The sequence below is a fragment of the Comamonas badia DSM 17552 genome (assembly GCF_000484635.1).
GTDB classification, from domain to species: domain Bacteria; phylum Pseudomonadota; class Gammaproteobacteria; order Burkholderiales; family Burkholderiaceae_C; genus Comamonas_C; species Comamonas_C badia.
Window position 1 is genome coordinate 67,718 of the sequence record NZ_AXVM01000004.1, and the last position, 23,408, is coordinate 91,125.

At 65.2% G+C, this 23,408-nt stretch carries 20 protein-coding genes and 1 tRNA gene; 6 read left to right on the top strand and 15 right to left on the bottom strand.

All coding sequences use genetic code 11. The features are described 5' to 3' along the window. Positions 1 to 84: 84 nt before the first annotated feature. The 11 genes from K320_RS0109520 to K320_RS0109570 form a co-directional block, all read right to left on the bottom strand. The gene (locus tag K320_RS0109520; protein WP_024538608.1) at positions 85 to 1,248 is read right to left on the bottom strand and encodes a D-alanyl-D-alanine carboxypeptidase family protein; all 1,164 of its coding nucleotides are present in this window, start codon (positions 1,246 to 1,248) and stop codon (positions 85 to 87) included. A 75-nt stretch (positions 1,249 to 1,323) separates the two neighbouring features. Next, positions 1,324 to 1,953 (bottom strand): alpha/beta hydrolase, encoded by a 630-nt coding sequence (locus tag K320_RS0109525; RefSeq protein ID WP_024538609.1) that lies wholly within the window; start codon positions 1,951 to 1,953, stop codon positions 1,324 to 1,326. A gap of 58 nt (positions 1,954 to 2,011) precedes the next feature. Then, the gene (locus K320_RS0109530) at positions 2,012 to 2,353 is read right to left on the bottom strand and encodes a (2Fe-2S) ferredoxin domain-containing protein (protein ID WP_024538610.1); all 342 of its coding nucleotides are present in this window, start codon (positions 2,351 to 2,353) and stop codon (positions 2,012 to 2,014) included. Between the two features lie 23 nt (positions 2,354 to 2,376). Next, positions 2,377 to 2,805, bottom strand: a complete 429-nt coding sequence (locus K320_RS0109535) for a CopD family protein (protein WP_024538611.1) — start codon at positions 2,803 to 2,805, stop codon at positions 2,377 to 2,379. Positions 2,806 to 2,863: 58 nt separating this feature from the next. Then, a tRNA-Arg gene (locus K320_RS0109540) sits at positions 2,864 to 2,940 on the bottom strand. Between the two features lie 35 nt (positions 2,941 to 2,975). Continuing rightward, positions 2,976 to 5,303, bottom strand: coding sequence for a DUF1631 family protein (locus K320_RS0109545; protein ID WP_024538612.1), 2,328 nt, complete (start codon positions 5,301 to 5,303; stop codon positions 2,976 to 2,978). Between the two features lie 58 nt (positions 5,304 to 5,361). Then, a complete protein-coding gene (gene secF, locus K320_RS0109550; protein ID WP_024538613.1) occupies positions 5,362 to 6,315 on the bottom strand; it encodes a protein translocase subunit SecF in 954 nt (317 codons plus the stop codon). 20 nt (positions 6,316 to 6,335) lie between these two features. Further along, positions 6,336 to 8,237 carry a protein translocase subunit SecD gene (gene secD, locus K320_RS0109555; protein WP_024538614.1) on the bottom strand — a complete coding sequence of 634 codons (1,902 nt, stop codon included), beginning with the start codon at positions 8,235 to 8,237 and terminating at the stop codon, positions 6,336 to 6,338. A 59-nt stretch (positions 8,238 to 8,296) separates the two neighbouring features. Further along, positions 8,297 to 8,635 carry a preprotein translocase subunit YajC gene (yajC, locus tag K320_RS0109560; RefSeq protein ID WP_024538615.1) on the bottom strand — a complete coding sequence of 113 codons (339 nt, stop codon included), beginning with the start codon at positions 8,633 to 8,635 and terminating at the stop codon, positions 8,297 to 8,299. Between the two features lie 163 nt (positions 8,636 to 8,798). Next, positions 8,799 to 12,413 carry an indolepyruvate ferredoxin oxidoreductase family protein gene (locus tag K320_RS0109565; protein WP_024538616.1) on the bottom strand — a complete coding sequence of 1,205 codons (3,615 nt, stop codon included), beginning with the start codon at positions 12,411 to 12,413 and terminating at the stop codon, positions 8,799 to 8,801. Further along, positions 12,410 to 13,237, bottom strand: coding sequence for a nucleotidyltransferase family protein (locus K320_RS0109570; protein ID WP_051384888.1), 828 nt, complete (start codon positions 13,235 to 13,237; stop codon positions 12,410 to 12,412). Before K320_RS0109570 ends, K320_RS0109565 begins: the two co-directional genes overlap by 4 nt. 42 nt (positions 13,238 to 13,279) lie before the next feature. Here K320_RS0109570 and K320_RS0109575 point away from each other — a divergent pair, with 42 nt between their 5' ends. The 6 genes from K320_RS0109575 (at position 13,280) to fba (ending at position 19,716) form a co-directional block, all read left to right on the top strand. Beyond that, the gene (locus K320_RS0109575; RefSeq protein WP_024538618.1) at positions 13,280 to 14,662 is read left to right on the top strand and encodes an aminopeptidase P N-terminal domain-containing protein; all 1,383 of its coding nucleotides are present in this window, start codon (positions 13,280 to 13,282) and stop codon (positions 14,660 to 14,662) included. 126 nt (positions 14,663 to 14,788) lie between these two features. Next, a complete protein-coding gene (locus tag K320_RS0109580) occupies positions 14,789 to 15,145 on the top strand; it encodes a cupredoxin domain-containing protein (protein WP_024538619.1) in 357 nt (118 codons plus the stop codon). Between the two features lie 63 nt (positions 15,146 to 15,208). Continuing rightward, on the top strand, positions 15,209 to 16,054 hold the full coding sequence (locus K320_RS0109585; protein ID WP_024538620.1) for an FTR1 family iron permease: 846 nt from the start codon (positions 15,209 to 15,211) through the stop codon (positions 16,052 to 16,054). A gap of 225 nt (positions 16,055 to 16,279) precedes the next feature. Next, entirely contained in the window at positions 16,280 to 17,722 is a 1,443-nt protein-coding gene (gene pyk, locus K320_RS0109590) for a pyruvate kinase (protein ID WP_024538621.1), read from the top strand. Positions 17,723 to 17,752: 30 nt separating this feature from the next. Then, entirely contained in the window at positions 17,753 to 18,538 is a 786-nt protein-coding gene (locus K320_RS0109595) for a bestrophin-like domain (RefSeq protein WP_024538622.1), read from the top strand. Between the two features lie 113 nt (positions 18,539 to 18,651). Further along, the gene (gene fba, locus K320_RS0109600; RefSeq protein ID WP_024538623.1) at positions 18,652 to 19,716 is read left to right on the top strand and encodes a class II fructose-bisphosphate aldolase; all 1,065 of its coding nucleotides are present in this window, start codon (positions 18,652 to 18,654) and stop codon (positions 19,714 to 19,716) included. A 63-nt stretch (positions 19,717 to 19,779) separates the two neighbouring features. On the opposite strand, the gene K320_RS0109605 is transcribed toward fba, so the two are convergent. From K320_RS0109605 to K320_RS0109620, 4 genes are all read right to left on the bottom strand, one after another. Beyond that, the gene (locus K320_RS0109605; protein ID WP_024538624.1) at positions 19,780 to 20,403 is read right to left on the bottom strand and encodes a hypothetical protein; all 624 of its coding nucleotides are present in this window, start codon (positions 20,401 to 20,403) and stop codon (positions 19,780 to 19,782) included. 110 nt (positions 20,404 to 20,513) lie between these two features. Beyond that, complete coding sequence (locus tag K320_RS0109610) at positions 20,514 to 21,743, bottom strand: NnrS family protein (protein WP_024538625.1); 1,230 nt, start codon at positions 21,741 to 21,743, stop codon at positions 20,514 to 20,516. Continuing rightward, positions 21,740 to 22,591 (bottom strand): ABC transporter ATP-binding protein, encoded by an 852-nt coding sequence (locus K320_RS0109615; RefSeq protein WP_084301229.1) that lies wholly within the window; start codon positions 22,589 to 22,591, stop codon positions 21,740 to 21,742. The genes K320_RS0109610 and K320_RS0109615 overlap by 4 nt, the downstream gene beginning before the upstream one ends. Then, a complete protein-coding gene (locus tag K320_RS0109620; protein ID WP_024538627.1) occupies positions 22,588 to 23,403 on the bottom strand; it encodes an ABC transporter permease in 816 nt (271 codons plus the stop codon). Before K320_RS0109620 ends, K320_RS0109615 begins: the two co-directional genes overlap by 4 nt. Positions 23,404 to 23,408: the final 5 nt, after the last annotated feature.

Consider the following 23,408-nt stretch of genomic DNA (forward strand, 5'->3'; position numbering starts at 1 on the left):
ACACTTGCGCTGCACGCCGTCTCGTTCCAGTATCACCAAACAATGGAGACGAAGCAAGCCGATACGGGTCCATAGGACGCATTCTTACTTGATCCACAGCCGAATGGCATCCCAGGCGCGCCCCAGGAACCCAGCCTGTCCCACGCTCTCCAGCGCCATCAACGGCAGTTCGGTGACCTTTTCCTCGCCCAGCATCACCTGGAGCAACCCCACTTCCTGACCCTTGGCGTAAGGCGCAAGCAGCGGGTCCGGCCGGACCACCTGCGTGGTGAGCCTGTCCGCCTTGCCTGCAGGCACGCTCACCACGATAGGTCGGGTGCGGCCGACTTTCAGCGTGTCCTGCGTACCCTTCCACAGCCGCGGAGCAGCCACCGGTTGGCCTGCGTCAAAGAGCTTCACATCCTCGAATGCGGTGTAACCCCAGTTGAGCAGCTTCTGCGTCTCGTTGGCTCTGAGGTTGTCGCTGGTCGCGCCCAGCACCACGGCGATCATCTGCCGCGCACCCACCTGTGGAACATCGCGCTTGGCAGTCGCCACGAGGCAGTAGCCCGCCGCCGCCGTATGCCCGGTCTTCAAACCATCGACGGTCGGATCGCGAAACAACAGGACATTGCGATTGTTGGCATTGGATTTTGGCGTGCCTTCGTAGCGGTATTGTTTGATGGCGAAATAGTGCATGTATTCGGGAAAATCCTGCATCAGGCGCTGCGAGAGCGTCGCCAGATCACGCGCCGTCGTGTGGTGCCCGGGCTCCGTCAAGCCCTCGGGATTCTTGTAGGCCGTGCCATTGAGCCCCAGCGCCTTGGCCTGCTCATTCATCAGGCGCACAAAATTCTCGGCGGTACCGCCCACCCCTTCCGCCAGGGCCATTGACGCATCGTTGCCAGATTGCACGATCATGCCCTTGAGCAGGTCATCCACCGGAACCTGCATCTTGGGATCGATGAACATGCGCGATCCAGGCGTCTTCCAGGCCAATTCACTCACGGGCAGGCGTTGCTCCAGCGTCAGCTTCTTGCTGCGCAGAGCATCAAAGACCAGGTAGGTGGTCATGAGCTTGGTCAGAGAGGCCGGCTCGATCGGGGCATCCACGTCCTTGGAAGCCAACACCTGGCCCGACGTCAAATCCACCAGCAGGTAATTGCGGGCTGCGATTTCCGGCGGCTGGGGAGCCTGGGCAAAAGCCAGCCAAGGCACGAGCACGAACAAACCAATGATGCGATGCAGAAAAGAGGAGAGCGATTTCATGAGAACCAGCGCCCGCCACGAAGGTCGGGCGCGCATAGAGAAAAAGAAAGGCCGTCGCCCACTGAGCCCCAGCGACTATGCCGTCGCTTGCAGATGGCGTGCCACCAAGCCCTTGAGCAGCGGCAATTGTCCATGAAAGAAATGCCCGCCACCGGGTACAACCGTTACAGGCAGTAGCTGAGGCCGCGCCCAATCCATCACGGCGGCCAGCGGCACGACGTCATCGCTTTCGCCATGGACAACCAGCGTGCGCGTTCGCGCGGGCCCAGGCACCTCTGCCACACCAAAGCGCCCCGCTGCCGTGCCTGCCAGCACCACATGCGTCACCTCGCGCGTCCCCCACACCTGGCTCAATACGTGGCTGGTGACAAATGCACCAAAGGAAAAACCCGCCAGCGCCAGCGGCCCGTCGGCTGCGGCCTGGGCAACGACTGCCAGCATGTCCTGCACCTCGCCTCGCCCTTCATCCCAGGCGCCGGCTGATCCACCTATGCCACGAAAATTGAAGCGTACTGCGGCGAATCCGGAAGCCACAAATGCGCGCGCCATGGTCTGCACCACCTTGTTGTCCATCGTTCCACCGTACAAGGGGTGGGGGTGGGCGACGACAGCGACCCCGCGCAACGGACTACCTGCATCGGGCAGGTCACGGACGGCCTCGATGATTCCCGCTGGCCCCTTCAGGCCAAGACGTTCAAGCCGCATGGTTCAGCTATCAAAATGGACGGTCTTGTGCTTGTCCAGCTTGCGCCAGACATGGAATCTATCTTCCAATTTCAGGAGAAAGCAGCAAACGCTCAACGACACGGCCGCGCCCTAGATGCTCCTGCACGATTTCATCGATATCAGTCAAATCGACAAAGGTGTACCAGATTCCCTCGGGATACACCACCGCCACGGGTGCGCCGGCGCAGCGATTCATGCAGCCTGCCTTGTTCACACGCACCTTGCCCACGCCGGCCAGCCCCGACTCCTTCACCTTGCGTTTGCAATAGTCATAGGCCTCTTTCGCGCCATGCTGCGCGCAACAGTAGTCACCTTTGTCGCGCTCATTCAGGCAAAAAAAGATGTGGTGCTGGTAATAGGAAACGGACGGATCGGTCATGGTACACGATTGTAGAAGCCAACTCAAAAGGGCTTGACCACCACCAGCAGGACGGCGGCAAGCAGCATGAATACCGGCAACTCATTGAACCAACGGTACCAGCGGTGCCCGTGGCGGTTGCGGCCTTGCCTGAAACTGCGCAGCAGGCCCGCGCAGCTCGCGTGATATACAAGAACAAGGAACACCACGAACAGTTTGGCGTGCAGCCAGCCATTGCCCGGCCCATGACCTATGCCAAACCCCAGCCACAGCCACAGGCCGAGCACCACGGCGGGCACCGCGAGCAAGGTGGTGAAGCGCATCAGCCTGCTCGCCATAAGCAACAACCGTTCGCGCTCTGCCTCGGAGTCTGGCGCCACCATGGCCAGATTCACGAAGATACGCGGCAGGTAAAACAGGCCGGCAAACCAGCTTGTGACAAAGACGATATGAAAGGATTTCATCCACAGCATGACAAGACACACCCATCCTCAATGCCCGGCCCGTCAGGGCGCGGGCATTGACTGTCATTGGCCTGCCCGGAGGGACTCGAACCCCCTACCTATTGCTTAGAAGGCAATTGCTCTATCCAGATGAGCTACGGGCAGAAGAGGCGCGCATCATAGTAGCTGCGCGCCGTGGATCAGTGCAGGAGCCGCTCCGGATTCGCATGGAGCTTGGTCAGCACATTGCGCGTGGCGCGCACCGTGATGCCCTCGACGTCCTCCATCGCCAGAAGCCGCGCCTGCAAATAGGCCGCCAGGCGCCGCACCTGGAACAGGTAATTCTGACCATTGGGCGCCACGAATAGATGCAGCTGCTTGCGCTCGCTGTGCCAGACGTATTGCACACGAGTCGCTCCTCGGTTGTGGTCCAGGGTATACCAAGTTCCCAGCGGCAATTCATGCGCACGCTTGAGCGCTTCGGTCTGCACCGGCGCTCCCGTATCTGCGATCACCTCGATGGCCGAGGCATCGATGCCCAGCAGCATCTCGATGTTTTCGGCACTCAGCGGAATGTCACCCATGCTTTCGTCGCTGATGAATTCTTCGAGGTTCGCCAGACGCTCGGCCATTTCATCAACACGGGCCTGGGAAATCATCGCAGTCTTGGAAACGAAGGCGTCGGCCAGCGTGTCGGTGATCACCTTGACCTCTGCGTCCTGCCGCTCTCCATCTACGCCGATCAACACGAGGCCGCGACGCAAGCGCTCCAGAATGGCTGGCAGCGCCTTGATGACCTGCGTCCGCTCCGTGCGGTTGGGCTTGGCGCCCGACGCCCATACCAGGTCAGCGGCTATGCGCTTGTAGGCAACCGTTTCCTTGTCCTGCTGGCCAAACTTCACGGCCGACATCGCGAGCACCTCCGCCCATGTCTTGAACAGGAAGTCACGGATTTCGTCCCGTACCGGCATGTCGCGCAGCATGGTACGCAGTTCGATCGTGAATTGAACGGTCAGCGTCTCCTTCTGCTCCATCTGCTGGGCCACGCCCACGATTTCGGACGCGGTTTTCTGCGTCTTTGCCAGCGACCCGGCCAGGAATTTTTCGAATTCGTCAAAAACGATCTGAAAGACCTTGCTGCCGGTCTCGGGATACTGTTCCACCACCTGCACGACGCGGCGAATTTCCTTTTCCAGCGCGCTGTCGCTGATGGCGTTGGCATCGAACCCCAGCACGCAGGAACCCATCCGGTCGATCAGCCTGCGTGCAGGATGGTCTGCATTATTGAAAAACTCCGGCTCTCCCAACGCCACCCTGAGCACCGGCACCTGCAGCCGCGCAAACCAGACCCGCACCGACGGGGGAATACGGTCCTCGTCCAGGATGCTCTGGAACATCAGCGCAACGATCTCGATGATCGCCTTCTCGCTCGCCGACTCCGCTTTTCCCTTGAGCTCCACGGCGCGCTGGCGCACCTCGGTGACAGCATGCGCGATGGCCTGCGGCGCGTAGCCGACAACCATGGGCGGCATGCCGCTGCCGTAAAACGCATTGGCCTGCACCTGCAGCGACGACAGCGCCTGCGTCAAGGCCATCGTCGCCGGGGGTGCTTGCATCGGACTGAACCCGGTGGAACTCTGTACCAGCAGATGCTGCAACTGGAACATCACCTCCTGCGCGCGCTGGCGCGCCTCTTCCAGCGGGCCCACGCCATACGGCACGCCTCCGGCCGCTGCCATGCCCGCTGGGGCTGCCATGCCGTAAGGTGCGGAAGCAAGCCCGCCAGGGACGGGCAAATTCCCAGCTCCGGAAGCCGGCCCAGCCGCTGCGGGAGCCAGGCCCGCTGGCGAACGGGTGGCCGCCCCCGCCATGCGGACAGCATGGGTACGCAAAGCAGCCGCATCGGGCACGCCCTGCTCGTCATACAGGTGGGCAACACTCTCATATGCGGGGACCACCACCTGCACGACCGCATCCTGCAAGGAATCGAACATCAGTTCCAATTCGTCACGCGACAAGCCGGATGCCAGCCACTGGTCCACCACGGCCAGGCACGCAATCTCCGGGCGCAGCACATCGGTGCCCGCAAGCTCGCTGCCCTGCAAATGCTTGGTCCTCTGGCGTATGGCCTCCAGCAAATTTTCCGCGTTGGCCACCACGGCCCGTGCAAGACGTGCGCCCACGAGGCGGTTTTCAACCACCTCTTCGCTGACCAGCTCCAGTTCTCCAAGCTCGTCGCCGACCGAATTTTTCAAGAGCTCTGCCTCACCCAGCGGCGCTGCACCCGATTCGCGCCATGCCTGGCCGAGGGAGCCGAGCCACTGCTGGTGCAACGTACGGAAATGCAACCAGGTATCCCGGCGTTTTTGCATCACCTGGTGTGTCGCGACATCACGAATCTGTGCATCAAGCGCGATAGACAGCGCCTTGCCCATCGCTGGCAGACCGTCACACAGACTGCTGACGAAACGCTCGCGGGCCTGGCGGGCCAGCCGGGCGGAACGATAAGGGGTCGGGGTTTCTGCCATCGGATCACTATGTTAGCGTGTGCACGTCTGCTGGCGACTGCGCAATGGCAAAAGACCGTCAGACCACGGCGCCAGCGTTTGGATCGTTGGGATCATTGCCCTTGTGTGTATGCACCTTGGCCAGGTCCTCCCGCTTGACGCCCAGCCACATCGCAATGGCCGCGGCGACGAAGACCGATGAATAAATGCCAAACAGGATGCCGATGGTCAACGCCAGCGCAAAGTAATGCAGGCTTTGTCCACCAAAGAAGAACATCGACAGCACCATGGCTTCGGTCGACGCGTGGGTGATGACCGTGCGGCTCATGGTCGAAGTGATGCCGTGATCGATCACCTCATGCGGCGTGAGCTTGCGGAATTTCCGGAAGGCCTCGCGGATCCGGTCGAAGATCACCACCGATTCGTTGACCGAATAGCCGAGCACCGCCAGCACCCCGGCCAGCACCGATAGCGAGAATTCCCACTGAAAGAACGCGAAAAAGCCCAGGATGATGACCACGTCGTGCAGGTTGGCGATGATGCCGGCGACGCCGAATTTCCACTCGAAGCGTATCGAGAGGTAAATGACGATGCCCAGCACCACCATCCCCAGCGCCATCAGGCCGCCGTGCACCAATTCGTCACCCACCTGCGGGCCGACGAATTCGGTGCGCCGCAGCGTCACGTCCGGGTCGTGCGCGCGCAGCACCTGCATCACGCTTTCGCTCTGCTGTGCCGAGGTGGCCCCTTTCTGCACGGGCAGGCGGATCATCACGTCGCGCGAGGTGCCGAAGTTCTGGATGATCACATCCTGGTAGCCCAGCGAAGAGACCGCGTCGCGCACCTTGCCGATGTCGGCGGTCTGCTCATAGGCCACTTCCATCACCGTGCCGCCGGTGAATTCAACCGACAGGTGCAAACCCCGCGTGAGCAGGAAAAACACGGCCAGGGCAAAAGTCACGAAGGAAATCACGTTGAAAACCAACGCGTATTTCATGAACGGGATGTCTTTGCGTATCCGGAAGAATTCCATGGTTTATCTCTCCCGTTGCTTCAATTGTTGTAGCCGCGGCCGGCCACCGAGCGCAGTTCGGAGCCGTCTTCAGGCTTCCAGATCTGTCCGATCGCAATGCTCTTGAGCTTCTTCTTGCGGCCGTACCAGAGGTTGACCAAACCGCGCGAGAAGAACACCGCCGAGAACATGCTGGTCAGAATGCCGATGCAGTGCACCACGGCAAAGCCGCGCACCGGGCCGGAGCCGAATGCCAGCAGCGCCAGACCCGCGATCAGCGTGGTGACGTTGGAATCCAGAATCGTCGCCCAGGCGTTTTCATAGCCGGCGTGGATCGCCGTCTGTGGCGAGACGCCCGCGCGCAGCTCCTCGCGGATGCGTTCGTTGATCAGCACGTTGGAATCGATCGCCACGCCCAAGGCGAGCGCCATGGCGGCGATACCGGGCAGCGTCAGCGTGGCCTGCAGCATCGACAGGATGGCGATGAGCAGCAGCACATTCACCGACAGCGCGATGGTGGAAAACACGCCGAACAGCAGGTAGTACACACACATGAAGATGGCGATCACCGCCATGCCCCAGACCACCGAATGGATGCCACGCTGGATGTTGTCCGCGCCCAGGCTCGGGCCAATCGTGTATTCCTCGATGATCTCCATGGGCGCGGCGAGCGACCCGGCGCGCAGCAGCAGCGCGGTGTCCGTCGCCTCGGTGGTCGTCATGCGGCCGGAAATCTGCACCCGTCCGCCGCCGATCTCGGTACGGATGACGGGCGCAGTGACCACCTCGCCCTTGCCTTTTTCGAACAGCACGATGGCCATGCGCTTGCCGACGTTGTCGCGCGTCACATCCTTGAAGATGCGCGAGCCCTTGGCGTCCAGGGTCAGGTTCACCGTCGGCTCCTGCGTCTGGCTGTCAAAGCCCGGTTGCGCGTCGGTCAAATTTTCGCCAGTCAAGATGACCTGCTTCTTGACGATGACCGGCTGCTGGTTGCGATCGAGGTATTTCTCGTCGCCAAACGGCACGGGGGCACTGCCGGTTTCCGCCGCGCGGCCTTCGCTGCTCTCGTCGACCATGCGGATTTCCAGGGTTGCCGTGCGCCCCAGGATGTCCTTGGCCTTGGCGGTGTCCTGCACGCCGGGCAGCTGCACCACGATGCGGTCCAGCCCCTGCTGCTGGATCACCGGCTCGGCGACGCCCAGCTCGTTGATGCGGTTGTGCAGCGTGACGATGTTCTGCTTGAGCGCCTGCTCCTGCACCTTGCGCAGCGATTCGGGCTTGATCGTGGCCGTCAGCAGCTGGCCTTCGCCATCCGGACTGCTCGCGACCTGCAGATCCTGGAACTGGTCACCGATCAGGTTGCGCGCGGCGGTGACCGCTGCCTCGTCGCGCAGACGAACGCGGATGGTCTGCCCTTCGCGCGTGATGCCGCCGTGGCGAATGTTCTTCTCGCGCAGCGCGGTGCGCAGATCGCCGGCGTAGGATTCGGCCTTCTTGGTCAGCGCCGCCTGCATGTCCACCTGCAGCATGAAGTGCACGCCGCCGCGCAGGTCCAGGCCCAGGTACATCGGACGGGCGTTGATCGCGGTCAGCCAGTCGGGCGAGCGCGAGACCAGATTGAGCGCGACGATGTAGGGCGGATCGGAGGGATCGGGGATCAACGCCTTCTCGATCGCGTCCTTGGCCTTGAGCTGATCATCCGGGGTATCGAAGCGCGCGCGCACCGAAGTGCCTTCCAGCACCACCGAATCGGACGTGAGGCCAGCTCCCTTGATGGTCTGCTGCACTTTCTCCAGCACCGCGGAATCGACCTTGATCGTCGCCTTGGCGGAAGACACCTGCACGGCGGGTGCCTCGCCGAAAAAATTGGGCAGCGTATACAGCGCCGCAACGAACAACGCGATCACGATGATCACGTATTTCCAGGCCGGGTAACGATTCATTTGATGCTCTCACGGCGCGCTCAAGCACGCCACCACGCGCCCCGCCGGGGCGCGCCTGCTTACTTGACGGTGCCCTTGGGCAGCACCTGCGAGACGGCGCCGCGCTGGACCTGCACCTCCACGCCATTGGCAATTTCAAGGTACACCGTACCTTCCGACAATTTGGTGACCTTGCCCAGCACGCCGCCGGAGGTGGCCACTTCGTCGCCCTTGGCGAGCGCGTCGATCATCGTGCGGTGCTCTTTCTGGCGCTTCATCTGTGGCCGGATCATGATGAAATACAGCACCACGAACATCAGCACCAGTGGCAGCATGCCACCGAGGGAGGACATCAGATCACCGCCGCCGCCTGCGGCGGCAGCGGGGGCAGTCTGGGCGTAAGCGGAAGAAATCAGCACAGGGGAAACTCCAGTATCGGGAAACGGCGTGCACGCCTGCCCGGGCAAGCCGTGCAGACGCTGGTGAGCCTGTGATTGTATGCGGCGACTCGGACCCGGCTTTGGCGTGCGTCAGGCGCGTGCAGCCCTATTTAAAAAAATGGACCAAATAGGCTGTTTGCACTTACCCAGTAACCGCTATGCGCTCCTGTTTTTGATTTTTTTGTTCTATCCGCCATTGCGCCATCAAGGCATCCCAGCGCGTGCCCGCGCCCTGCAGGTGGCGCGCCTTGACATGGCCGTAGCCTCGGATGTCCTCGGGAATGCGTGCGATCTGCACTGCCAGATCGCGCCGCTCCAACGTCAGGGCCGCCAGCAACTCCTCGATGCTGGAGCGGTAGCGCGCGATCAGCGCGCGCTCCATGCGCCGCTCCGCCGTCCGGCCAAACGGATCCAGCCAGGTTCCGCGCAGCCCCTTCAGCCGCGCGAGCCAGCCAAAGGCACTGCGCACCCAGGGCCCATAGGCACTCTTGGTGAGCTCGCCCTTGGCGTTTTTCTTTGACCAGAGCGGCGGCGCGAGGTGGTGCACGATGCGGTAGTCGCCCTCGAAGCCCTCGGCGATCTTGCCCACGAAGGCCGCATCGGTGTGCAGGCGCGCCACCTCGTACTCGTCCTTGTAGGCCATGAGCTTGAACAGGTAGCGCGCCACTGCTTCCGCCAGCGGCGTGCCCTGGCCCAGCGGTTCTTCCACCTGCCGCACCTTTTCGACGAAGGCACGGTACTCGGCGGCATAGCCCGCGTCCTGGTAGCCGGTGAGGAAGTCCGCGCGGCGCTGCACCAGTTCGGCCAGCGTGGGCTGGCTGGCGGCGGCAATCGCCTTGCGCGCGGCAAACAGCGCTTCGACCGCCGCCAGATCGTGCGCGCAGTGACGGCCCCACTCGAAGGCCGCCAGGTTGTTTTCCACCTGCACGCCATTGAGCTCCATCGCCCGGCGCAGCGCCACCCGCGTGAGCGGCACCCAGCCCTTCTGCCAGGCGTAGCCCAGCATCAGCGGGTTGGTGTAGATGCTGTCGCCCAGCAACTGCGCCGCCGCGCGTTCCGCGTCCAGCATGAAGAGCTGCCCGCGACCCACGGCAGCGCCGATCGCCGCTTCGCAGCCCCCCAGCGGAAATTGCCAATCCGGGTTGTGCACGAACGCAGCCGCGGGCAGGCGATGCACGTTCAGCGCCACATGGGTGCGGCCCGGCTGCATCACCGCCAGCGTGGTTTTGTTGGCGCTCACGATGGGCTCGCAGCCGATCACCAGATCGGCCTGCGCGGTATCGACGCGCGTGGTGTGGATCGCCTCTGGCCGCTCGGCGATCTGCACATGGCTCCAGGTGGCGCCGCCCTTTTGCGCCAGGCCCGCCGCATCCTGCGTGACCACGCCCTTGCCCTCCAGATGCGCGGCCATGCCCAGCAGCTGGCCTATGGTGATGACGCCGGTGCCGCCCACGCCCGCGACGACGATGCCCCAGGCCGCGTCGCACGCGGGCTGCGGCGGCTCGGGCAGTTCGGGCATGGCGGCCAGATCGCCCTTTTTTTCGCGCTGCGGCTTCTTGCGCTGACCGCCCTCGATGGTGACGAAACTCGGGCAAAAGCCCTTGACGCAGGAAAAATCCTTGTTGCAGGTGTTCTGGTTGATCTGGCGCTTGCGGCCGAATTCCGTCTCCACCGGCTCGACCGAGAGACAGTTGGATTGCACCGAGCAATCGCCGCAGCCTTCGCACACCAGTTCATTGATGACCACCGTCTTGGCGGGTGTCGCCATCGTGCCGCGCTTTCTGCGGCGGCGCTTTTCGGTGGCGCAGGTCTGGTCGTAGATCAGCGCGGTGCAGCCCTTGACCTCGCGCAGTTCACGCTGGATGCGGTCGAGCTCGTCGCGGTGAAACACCTCCACGCCGGGCGGCAAGTCGTTGAGCAGCTCGGGATGCCCGGCGCGCGCGCTGCTGGCGGCATGGGTGCGGCCGGCGTATTTCTCCGGCTCGTCGGTCACCACCACGGTCTTGACCACGCCCTCGGCGCGCAGGCTGTGCGCGATCTGCGCCACGGAGTGGCCTTCGGGCCGTTCGCCCACCGGCTGGCCGCCGGTCATCGCCACCGCGTCGTTGTAGAGAATCTTGTAGGTGATGTTCACGCCCGCGGTCACGCTCTGGCGGATGGCCAGGAGGCCGCTGTGAAAGTAGGTGCCATCGCCCAGGTTGGCGAAGATGTGGGCGTCCGTGGTGAACGGCGCCTGCCCCACCCAGCTAACGCCCTCGCCTCCCATCTGCGTGAAGGTGGAGGTGGAGCGGTCCATCCACACCGTCATGTAGTGGCAGCCTATGCCGGCCACGGCGCGCGAGCCCTCGGGCACGCGGGTGCTGGTGTTGTGCGGACAGCCGCTGCAGAACCACGGCGTGCGCTCGCCGGTATCCACTTTCTGGCTGGCGAGCGTCTGCTCGCGCGCGGCGATCTGCGCCAGGCGCTGGTCCATGCGCGCGGCCACTTCGGCGGGCACGCCCAAGGCCTTCAGGCGCTGCGCGATCGCCTGGGCGATGAGCGCGGGCGACAGGTCTGCCTTGGGCCGCAGCAGCCAGTGCGCACCGGGATTGGGCGAGCCCCATTCGCCGCCCTCCTCGTCGAACTTGCCCAGCACGCGCGGGCGCACGTCGTCGCGCCAGTTGTAGAGCTCTTCCTTGAGCTGGTATTCGATCATCTGGCGCTTTTCCTCGACCACCAGAATCTCCTGCAGGCCACGCGCGAAGCCGCGCGTGATCGTGGCCTCCAGCGGCCAGACCACGCCCACCTTGTGCACGCGGATGCCGAGCTGGCGGCAGAGGGCTTCGTCAATCCCCAGATCGACCAGCGCCTGGCGCATGTCGTTGTAGGCCTTGCCGCTGGCGATCAGGCCGAAGCGGTCCTGCGGGCCTTCGATCACGTTGTGGTTGAGCCGGTTGGCACGGATGTAGGCCAGTGCGGCATACCACTTGTGATCCATGAGCCGGGCCTCCTGCACCAGGGGCGGATCGGGCCAGCGGATGTGCAGACCGCCTTCGGGCATGGCGAAGTCCTCGGGCAGCACGATCTGCACGCGCGCGGGATCGATGCTCACGCTGCCGCTGGATTCGACCACCTCCTGAATGGTCTTCATGCCCGCCCACAGCCCGGCAAAACGACTCAGGGCAAAGGCGTGCAGGCCCAGATCGAGGATTTCCTGCACGCTCGCCGGGAAGAACACCGGCGTGCCGCAGGCCTTGAAGACATGGTCGCTCTGGTGCGCGGCCGTGGAGCTCTTGCTGACATGGTCGTCCCCCGCCAGCGCAATCACGCCGCCGTGGCGCGCGGTGCCCGCCATGTTGGCGTGCTTGAACACGTCGCCACTGCGGTCCACGCCCGGTCCCTTGCCGTACCAGATGCCGAAGACGCCGTCGTATTTCCTGCTCTGCGGGTAAATATCGAGCTGCTGCGTGCCCCAGACGGCGGTGGCCGCGAGTTCTTCATTCACACCAGGCTGGAAGACGACGTGGTGCTGCGCCAGGTGTTTCTTCGCCGACCACAGCGCCTGGTCATAGCCGCCCAGCGGCGAGCCGCGGTAGCCGCTGATGAAGCCTGCCGTGTCGAGTCCGGCCGCCGCATCGCGCTCACGCTGCAGCATGGGCAGGCGCACCAGGGCTTGGGTGCCGCTCATGAACGCGCGCCCGCGCGCCAGCGTGTATTTGTCGTCCAGGGTGACTGTCTCCAGTGCCTGGCGCACCGCTTCGGGTAATGGAGCATTCATCGCCGTATCTCCTTGCTGCGTGTGCGCCCAGTGTAGGCGGCTGCGCTGCGACGCGCTGGCGCCTGCGCGTTGAGCGCAGCCAGTCGCTCGGGCGTGCCCACATCCGCCCACAGACCGGAATACAGCTCGGCGCTCACACGCCCTGCATCCATGGCACGCCTGAGCAGAGGCCCGAGCGGCGCCCGCACGCCTTGCGGATTGCCCGGCGGGATGTCGCACCACGGCGGCGCAAAGAGCTCGGCGCGCAGCAGCGCCATGGTGCTGTAGGTATAGCGCGGTCGCGGATCGTCCTTTGGAAGGTTCAACGCACGGCCTTCGCCAGACAGGCCGAAGTCGCCCTTGGGATGCTGCGGTGGATTGGGCACCAGCCACAGGTGCGCCAGCGCATCACCCGCTGCAAAGTGCCGCGCAGCGCCGGCATCAAACGCAAAACCGGGGGCAAACACATCGCCCGCCGCCAGCCAGAAGATGGGCCCCAGCTGCGGCAGCGCGCGTGCAATGCCACCGGCAGTCTCCAGTGCAGCGCCGAAGTCTTCGCCTTCGTTGGAATATGAAATTGTGAGCATCCTACGCTTATCCAGCATGGACGCATGGCCATATTGATGACCATAGAGTTCACGAATGGCACCCCCGAGCCAAGCGGTGTTGATGAGCACATCCGCCACACCCGCGCGCGCAAGCGCCTGCAAATGCCACGTCAACAGCGGCTGTCCATGCACCCGCAGCAGAGGCTTGGGGCAGACGTCGGTCAACGGACGCATGCGTTCGCCGCGCCCCGCGGCCAGCAGCATGGCGCGGGGACATCCGGAAAAAGGGGTGGCCATGGCGGGCAAGTGTAGGCGGGCCGCGCGCAGTACGATCGTGCGATGGACACACTTCATGCACAACGCCGGGCCCGCCTTGCCTCCCAGCTGGGTGAAGGCGGCATCGCCCTGATCCCCACCGCGCCCGCGGCCATGCGCAACCGCGACAGCGACTTCCCATACCGGCACGACAGCTACTTTTACTATCTGACCGGCTTTTCCGAACCCGGCGCCTTCCTCGTGCTGACGGCCGAGGGGCAGGCTACCCTGCTGTGCCAGCCCAAGGACATGGAGCGCGAAATCTGGGACGGCTACCGCCTGGGGCCCGAGGCGGCGCCAGAGGTCCTGGGCGTGCAGGCGGCTTGCTCGATCGCCGAGCTCGATAAACGGCTGCCGCAACTGCTGGAAAACCGCCGCGTGGTGTGGTTTCCCTTCGCCACGCATGCAGGGTTGGCGGCGCGGGTCGAAGGCTGGCTGGGCCAGGTGCGCGCACGCGCCCGTGCAGGCGCGCTGTGCCCGCAGGAGCAGCGCGACCTGTGTCTGCCGCTCGATGAAATGCGCCTGGTGAAGGACGCGCAGGAGCAGGACACCATCCGCCGCGCCGGTGCGATCAGCGCGCGCGGACACATCCGCGCGATGCAGCGCAGCGCCCGCATGCTGCGTACAGGCGTTGACGTGCGCGAGTACCACCTGGACGCCGAACTGCTGCACGCCTTTCGCGAAGGCGGCTCGCAATTTCCCGCCTACACCAGCATCGTCGCGGCCGGGGCGAACGCCTGCGTGCTGCACTACCGCGCGGGCGGCACCCCCGTGCGTGCGGGCGATCTGGTGCTGATAGACGCCGCCTGCGAGCTCGATGGCTACGCCAGCGACATCACGCGCACCTTCCCCGCCGATGGGCGCTTCACCGGGCCACAGCGCGCGCTGTACGAACTGGTGCTGCAAAGCCAGAAAGCAGCCATTGCCGCCACCCGGGCGGGCGCGCGTTTTGACGACCCGCACGACGCCGCCGTGGCGGTGCTGGCGCAGGGCATGCTCGACCTGAAACTGCTGGATGCGGACAAGGTGGGCAGCGTGCAGGACGTGATCGAAAAGCGCGCCTACTTCCCCTTCTACATGCACCGCACCAGCCACTGGATGGGCATGGACGTGCACGACTGCGGCAGCTATGTGGAGCCCTCCGAGGCGGACCAGACCAGCCAGCATGTGGACCCCATCACCGGCCAGGCGGTGACGCGCCGGCCCAGCCGCATCCTGCAGCCGGGCATGGTGCTGACGATCGAGCCCGGCATCTACGTGCGCCCGGCCGAGGGCGTGCCCGAGGCGTTTCACCACATCGGCATCCGCATCGAGGACGACGCCATCGTCACGCAGGACGGCTGCGAGCTCGTCACGCGCGGCGTGCCGGTGGAGCCCGACGCGATCGAGGCGCTGATGCGGGGCTGACCTGACATCCGCCAAACCCGCACGCCCGGAGTATCTCGAAATTTTAGAGCTGTAATGCGAATCTTTCGCATTACACTTATGGTCTTTCGACCATGCGCCGGCCATGACCGGCAAGGAGCCGGATTCATGCGCCGCCGTTTCGTTCATTTCCTGCTGTCTGTCGGCATGGCCGGCGCCCTGCTTGGCTCCGCCCTGCCGGTCGCGCACGCCGCGGACGAGATGCCCGTGGCGCGCATTGAATTCAACGACGGCGCGGTGAACACCCGCCTGCTGGAACTGCCGGCAGGCACGCGCTTTCGGCTGGAGATGGTGAACAACGGCAAGACGCCGGCCGAATTTGAATCGCGCTCGCTCGGCGTGGAAGTTGTCATACCGCCGGGCGCTACACGCACCAAAACCATCCCGCCCAAGCTCGCCGGCAAATATCCATTTTTCGACGACTTCCACATGGAGACCTCGCAAGGCCACATCGTGATGAAGTGAAGAAGTGAACCCTGTCCGCGCCACGGCGCATTGCACTCGTCCGACAACCAACAGCCAGCCCCCATGGAACAAGTCATCTTCGTGATGTGGCGCGAAAGCGTCGAAGCGTTGCTCGTCGTCGGCATCCTGCACAGCTGGCTGTCGCGCACGCCCGGGGCCGAATCAGGGCGCCGCTGGCTCTGGGGCGGCGTGGTGGCGGGTCTGCTGCTGGCCGGCCTGCTGGGCGCGGGCATCTACAGCGCGCAGGAGCTGCTGACGAATTGGCAGGACCAGTTTCAAACCGCCATGGTGCTGGTGGCGGCGGCACTCATCGCACAGATGGTGCTGTGGATGCGCGCCCATGGCCGCACGCTCAAGCGCGATCTGGAGCAGGGCCTGTCGCGCAACCTGGAGCATCAGAACTGGTGGGGCGTGGCCGTGCTGGCGGCGCTGGCCATCGCACGCGAGGGCAGCGAGGCCGTGGTCTTCCTCTACGGCACGCTGGCAGCGGCCCCGGCCAGCGATCTTCCGCTAATGGGCCTGGCCGCCCTGGGTGGACTGCTCGCCGCCCTTGCCACCTTCTGGCTGCTGCAGCTGGGCAGCAAGGTGATGACCTGGCCACGGTTCTTCCGCATCACCGAAATCCTGCTGCTCCTGCTCGCCGCATCGCTGGTGGTCACGGGCGTGGAAAAAATGCAGGCGCTCGAATGGCTGCCTCCGCTCATCGACGGCGTCTGGAACAGCTCCTGGCTGTTGCCTGACATGGGACGCGTCGGCGGCCTGGTGGCGGGCCTTACCGGTTATCGCGCGCAGCCCTCGCTGATGACGGTGCTGGCCTTCGTGGGCTACTGGCTGTTGATGGCATGGCTGATGCGCCGCGGCAGCCGCCAGGCAGCCGCGCCGCAGACAGCCCATGCCAGTCGCGCCTGAAGCTTCGCGTTACCGAGGCCGGCAACGGCGACAGGAACGGAAGCCTGGCGTGCACCGGGGTGCGAAAACCTCGACCGCGCCACGATGCCCTGCGGCTCGCCCGATCGTCTGCTGGACAGCCAAAACGCAGAGACATCCTGAGACCGCCTGCCCTGCGGCGGAAAACGGCTCCGACATGGGCACAATGGCCGACCGCCTATCGACCTGACCCATCAAGACACCCCCATGACCTCGCACATCCGCCGCGCCACCAAGATCGTCGCCACCCTGGGCCCCGCCTCCAGCAATCCGGCGTTGCTGGAAAAAATGATAGCTACCGGCGTCAACGTGGTGCGCCTGAACTTCAGCCACGGCAAGGCAAAAGACCATGAAGAACGCGCCGCCATGGTGCGCGAGGCCTCGCGCCGCGCCGGGCGCGAGGTGGCCATCATGGCCGATCTGCAAGGGCCCAAGATCCGCGTCGGCTCATTTTCCCAGGGCCGGGTGATGCTGCAGGCAGGACGGCCCTTCGCACTCGACGCCGCACGGGAAACGCCCGGCGACCTCGAAGCCGTGGGTCTCGATTACAAGGAGCTTCCGCAGGACGTGCACACCGGCGATACGCTGCTGCTCAACGACGGCCTGATCGTGCTGCGCGTGCAGGCTATCGAAGGATCGGTAGTGCACACCGAAGTGGTCATTGGCGGCGAGCTTTCCGATCACAAGGGCATCAACCGCCAGGGCGGCGGCCTCACGGCCCCGGCGCTCACCGCCAAGGACATGGACGACATCAAGACGGCCATGGGTTTTCAGGCCGACTACGTCGCGGTGAGCTTCCCGAAGAACGCGACCGACATGGAAATGGCGCGCCAGCTCTGCAACGTGGCAGGTGCCGCCTGGCGGCACAAACCCGGGCTGATCGCCAAGATCGAACGCGCCGAAGCCGTCCCGCGTCTGGAGGAAATCCTGCGTGCTTCCGACGGCATCATGGTCGCGCGCGGCGATCTGGCCGTGGAGGTCGGCAACGCCGCGGTGCCTGCGCTGCAGAAGAAGATGATCCGCATGGCGCGCGAGATGGACAAAGTGGTGATCACCGCCACGCAGATGATGGAAAGCATGATCACCAACCCGGTGCCCACGCGCGCCGAGGTGAGCGACGTGGCCAACGCCGTGCTGGATGGCACCGACGCCGTGATGCTGAGCGCCGAGACCGCCGCCGGCAAGTACCCGCTGGAAACCGTGGAGCAGATGGCGCGCATCTGCGCAGCGGCAGAGGCCGCGGAAGACGATGAACGCGACTCGGACTTCGGCGGCACCACCCTGGGACGCGTGGACCAGTCCATCGCCATGGGCGCACTCTTCACGGCCCACCACCTGGGCGCCAAGGCCATCGTGGCGATGACCGACAGCGGCTCCACCGCGCTCTGGATGAGCCGCAGGCGCATCCACATCCCCATCTACGCGCTCACCCCCAAGATCGCCACGCAGCGCAAGATGGCGATCTACCGCAACGTGCGTCCGCTGCTGATGGACACCAGCGCTGATCGCGACACCGCGCTCGCGCAAGCCGAGGTGCAGCTCAAGGAGCGCAACATCGTGCGCACCGGCGACCTGTACGCCATCACCTGCGGCGAGCCCATGGGCCAGCCCGGCGGCACCAACATGCTGAAAATCTGCCGCGTGCGCTGACACTGAACCGCACGCCGCTAGACTGCAACCATGACCTTCCTGCTGTCCTGGCCCTTGTGGCTGTCCGCGCTGTTTGCCTACCTGATCGCCGTCGGTGCGGCGCTGGCGCTGTCGGCGGCAGCGAGCGCCTGGATGCGGCGGCGCTCCGCGCGCCTGGCCGGCGTGGCCGGTCTGATCGCCACGGTCGGCTCGCCCATGATGGCGGGCTTCGTGGTCTGGCTGGGCCTGACCGCATCCGTCGAGCTGCGCGATTTCGACGACGCCGAGCGCGCCGTGCGTGCCGAGACAACGGCGCTGTACACCCTGAACTCGCTGGCCGGCAGCGCCACGCCGACCGCCGCGTCGGGCTGGTCCGGACAACTCGCGGACTACGGCCACAAGGTGTTGACGCGGGAATGGGACGCCATGAGCTGGAGCGGCGCCGATATGGACACCGGCCGCCAGCTGGGCCATCTGCGCATGGAGGTGCTGCGCCGCTTCGCCGCCGAACCCCCCGACCTGCGGGCCGCGCTCGGGCAGGCGCTGCAAGCCCTGTCCGCAGCGCGCGACAACCGGCTTTCCGTGGCCGCGGGGCATCTGCCCAGCGTGGTGTGGAGTGCGATGCTGATCTGCGCGGTCATCGTGCTGATGTTTGCCGCGCTCACTCATGCGAACCAGCCGCGCTCCAGCCGCTGGATCTGCCTGATGATGGGCCTGTTCATCGGCGTGCAACTGCATGCGGTCTACGTGATCGACCGGCCGTTCGTGGGCGCCGTCGCCACCAGCGACGCACCCTTGCGCATCGCCGTGCAACTGCTGCAGAGCGCTGCCCGATAAACCCCGCCGCCCAGGAGCCCGCGAAGCGGCGCGCTCAAACCGGGGCCGGTAAAATCAAGCGATCCTGGGCGCCCACCGCCTGCCGCGTTTCTGAACTACCCGAGGACTGCTCCATGCCACTCGTTTCCATGCGTGAACTGCTCGACCATGCCGCCGACAACGGCTACGGCATCCCCGCCTTCAACGTCAACAACCTGGAACAGGTGCAGGCCGTGATGGCCGCGGCCGACGAAACCGGTGCGCCCGTCATCCTGCAGGCCAGCGCCGGGGCCCGCAAGTACGCCGGAGAGCCCTTCATCAAGCAGTTGATCGTTGCGGCCTGCGAGGCCTATCCGCACATTCCGATGGTGATGCACCAGGACCACGGCACCAGCCCCAGGATCTGTGAAGGCGCGATCGCTCTGGGCTTCGGCTCGGTGATGATGGACGGCTCGCTCAAGGAAGACGGCAAGACGCCCTCCTCGTTCGAGTACAACGTGCGCATGACCCAGGAAGTGGTGGCGATCGCGCACAAGGTGGGCGTCACCGTCGAAGGCGAACTCGGCTGCCTGGGCAGCCTGGAAACCGGCGAAGCCGGCGAGGAAGACGGCATTGGCGCCGTCGGCAAGCTCAGCCACGACCAGCTGCTGACCGACCCCGAGGAAGCCGCGCAGTTCGTGAAGGCCACGCAGCTCGATGCGCTCGCCATCGCCATCGGCACCAGCCACGGCGCCTACAAGTTCACCCGCCCGCCCACCGGCGATGTGCTGTCGATCCAGCGCGTCAAGGAAATCCACGCGCGCCTGCCCAACACCCACCTGGTGATGCACGGCTCCAGCAGCGTGCCGCAGGAACTGCTGGCCATCATCAACCAGTACGGCGGCAAGATGAAACAGACCTGGGGCGTGCCGGTCAAGGAAATCCAGGAAGCCATCAAGCACGGCGTGCGCAAGATCAACATCGACACCGACATCCGCATGGCCATGACCGGCGCGGTGCGCAAGTTCCAGGTGGAGAACCCCGACAAATTCGACATGCGCGAATGGATGAAACCCGCGCGCGAAGCCGCCAAGGCCGTGTGCAAGGCGCGCTACCTGGAGTTCGGCTGCGAAGGCCAGGGTAGCAAGATCAAGGGTCAGACGCTGGCCGACATGGCGCAGCGCTATGCCGCCGGCTCGCTCGCGCAGATCGTGCAGTAAGCGTCAGGGCATCCACGCAATGCAAAACGGCGGTTTTTCACACCGCCGTTTTTTATTCATCGTTCAAGCGCGCCATTCGCTGACCTGCACCATGCGTGGATCGGTCGCATGCTCGGTCAGCATCGTGCATACACGGCCCTGCCAGAGTTTGCCGAAGCGGGCCAGGTCTTCATCGCTGGCGTAGCCGCCGACGGCCTTGGGCATGACTCCTCGCATCTCGTCGGTCCACGGCACGATGGCCGCGTTCAGCGAGACCTGAACGGCCTTGCCCGTATCCATGCGCCGCAACGCAAATGTCCCTGCCACGGGCTGATCGAATTTCAGCAGATCCCTGCGCGAAAACTGTCCACCTATGCCGTGGAAGCCCGTTTCCGCGGCCGCGCCGGTGAGCAGCTGCACGACGGTCGCGACGACGCCATTGGCACCGCTGTCACGCGCATCGGCCATGAATACCTCGATTTCGCCGCGCACCGGCAGCTCGTCGCCATACAGTGCGCGCAGGCCATTGAGCACCATCAGATACGCGCCCGCCACCGTGGGGCAGGAATGCCCTGCCAGCCGTACCGCATCTTCATAGCGGTAGGTCATGGTGCCATGCACGGCCGCGCCCAGAAACTCGGCCAGTTTGTCGCGCACCGTGATCGTCGGCACCCTGGCAAAAAAATCGGGGAAATCTTCGCTGGCCACTGCATGCTCCTGTCGGTGAGGGCGATTCCCCCAGGGAATCGCGCCGGGAGTTCGATTATTCAAAATCCGCTGAGTCCACAAACCCATCAAGGTCGCAGCAAACCTTTGCCTTACCCTGGCATGCCGAGCACGCCGGCGCAGCCTTCGCGCCCATCCGCGCGCGGACGCAGAAAGACCGGCAGCATATGGGCGCATTGCAAGGCAAAGGCAGCGCACCAGAGCAGCGCCGCCAGTCCCATCAACGCCATGCTGGCCACACCCGCATAAGCCAGCGCACGCAGCACGGCCGCCACGCCCAGTGCCGCGGCACCCCAGGGCACCCAGGACCGGCCATCCTTGTCCAGCCCCGCGTGGGTGTAGCCCGCAATGCAGATCACCACGTAGATGTTGAGCCCGAACACACCGGTGGTGAGCAGATGCACGCCAGCGTTCGGGCTGAAACCGCCCGTGAGCAACACCACGCCAATCACACCGTAGCCCAGTGCCATGAAGCAGTACACCGCATACAGCATCACCGGCCAGCGCCGCAGCAGCGGCCGGCCGATATGCCAGTCATTGAGCAGCCCGAGCACTGCGCAGGCCGCCGCCAGCGCCAGCCAGGCACTGACCCGGCCCCCCGGTTGCCAGAATTCCGCGATCGAATACAGCGCGATCGCCAGCAGCGCAAGGTTGCGCCGGGGCGGGCGTGCCAGATAGGGCGGCCGGTCTTCGCCATCCAGTGCGTTCTGCGCATCGACGTTGGCATTGACGATGCTCATGGAGATACGGCTCATCGCCACCACGATGAGCGCCATCAGCACGCCCAGCAGCAGATGCAGCCAGCGCATGGGCGAGGCACCCCGCAGCGCGTCGCCATACAGGCCCGCGAGCACCAGCACGATCACGCCCAGCGCCCATAGAAAAGACACATGGCGCCTTTCCGGATCACGCCATAGACGTGGTGCGAGCAAGACTATGAGGCCGGTCATCAACGCCAGATGCGCGAGTCCCGTGACGATCAGTCCCGATTGCGGCCACCAGCCACTGGCCCAGAAACCCAGGCGGCCCAGCAGCCAGAGCAGCACCAGCGCGCGCACCGGCCTGGGGGAAAACGAAGGCGTATTGGTGAACTCCGGGACTGAAGTCAGGAGGAAACCAGCCACCGCCGCCAGCCCCACACCCACCAGCAGCTCATGCACATGCCAGACAAAGGGCCCGCCCGGCACGGAAGGCAAGGGCCAACCGAGCAGGAGGAACGCTGCCCAGAGCAGCATCGCCAGCACCGCCGACAGCGCCGCCAGAGCGAAGAAGGGGCGAAACGGACACAGCCAGAGCGGGTGCTCCAGGCGCCAGACACTCACAGCAGCACCTCGCAGCGCTCGCTGGCCGCGGGCGTTCCTGCCTGCAGGGTCACGCCCGCACTCAGCCCGGCATCGCGGGCAGGCGGCATGCAGTCCTCCAAGGCAGGCAACTCAAAGGCCTCGCGGACGGTGCTCTGCGCCAGCACCAGCGCGGTCTGGCGATGGATCCAATCGTCGCTGCGCTCTGCCGCCGGCAACGGCAAGTCCAGCCGCCAGCAGAGGCGCGCGGGCCTGCCCGCGAGCAGCAGCACGCTGTCCGCCAGCGCCACGGCTTCCATCAGATCGTGCGTGATCATCAGCACCGCCAATGGGCGGCGCGCCTGCTCGGCCAGCAGCAGGCGGTGCATCTGATCGCGCAGGCCGATATCGAGCGCGGAGAACGGCTCGTCGAGCAGCAGCAGATCGGGTTCCAGCACCAGCGCGCGCGCCAGTGCCGCGCGGCTTTGCATGCCGCCGGAGAGCTGCGTAGGAAACTGTGCCAGCGCCAGATCATCGAGGCCCATCGCATGGCCCATGGCGCGCGAACGCTGCAGGCGCTCGGATCTGGAAATGCCAGCGGCCTTCAACCCCAGCGCGATGTTGTCCCGCACCGTCTTCCAAGGCAGCAGGCTGGGTTGCTGAAACAGCATCACGGTGCGCGCAAAGCCGTTCTCGATCTTCCCCTCACGCACCGTCAGCAAGCCTGCACAGAGGTTGAGCAAGGTGCTCTTGCCACTGCCGGAAGGTCCCACCAGCGCCAGCGTGTGGCCTGCAGGCAGCTCCAGGCTCACCCGCTGCAACACCTCGCGCGGGCCGAAGGCGTGCGAGAGGTGGCGCACGCGCAGCACGGGCTGCACTCCGCCCGTCATGGCGCCGCTCCATCGGTCACGCCGTCGCCCTCGCGCCAGCGCTCGATCTCGCGCTTGATCGGTTCCAGCAACAGATACTCCAGCGCCAGCAGCACCAGCACCACCGCGCCTATCCAGGCCAGCGTGCCGGCCATGTCCAGCTGCGCGCGGCTGGTGGCCAGCTGCGCGCCCACGCCGCTGTCGGAGGCCAGCAGCTCGGCCATCACCACCACCTTCCAGCTCGTGCCCAGCGCCACGATCCAGGCCGGGAACAGGTAGGACACCACATGCGGCAGATAGACATCGAGCACCCGCATGTGCCAGGGCAGGCGGTACACCCGCGCCAGATCGCGCCAGCGCCGCTCCAGCGTGCGCGCGCCCTGCATGCCGCCCACGAACACGATGGGAAAGCAGGCGATGAACACCGTGAACACCGGCGTGCCGTCACCCGTGCCGAACCACAGCATGGCCAGCACCAGCCAGGCGATCGGCGGCGTGCCCAGCAGCACCGTCACCCAGGGGCGCGACACCATCGATGCCGTCATCGACACCCCCGCCGCCACCCCCAGCAGGCTGCCCGCCAGCACCGCGAGCAGCAGACCCAGAAAGGCGCGCCGCCCGCTGATCGCGAGCGCGGGCCAGAGCTCGCCGCCGCGCCCGGCCCAGGCCATCAGCTGGTGGCCTGCCGCTATCGGCGTGGGCAGCACCAGCGGGCCGTAGGCCGCGGCCAGCGCCTCCCACAAGGCCAGCATCAGGAACAGGCTGGAGACCGCACCCCAGCCGCTCCAGAGGTAGCCCGGGATGCCGACGAACCAGCGGCGCAGCAGGCTCATGCGCG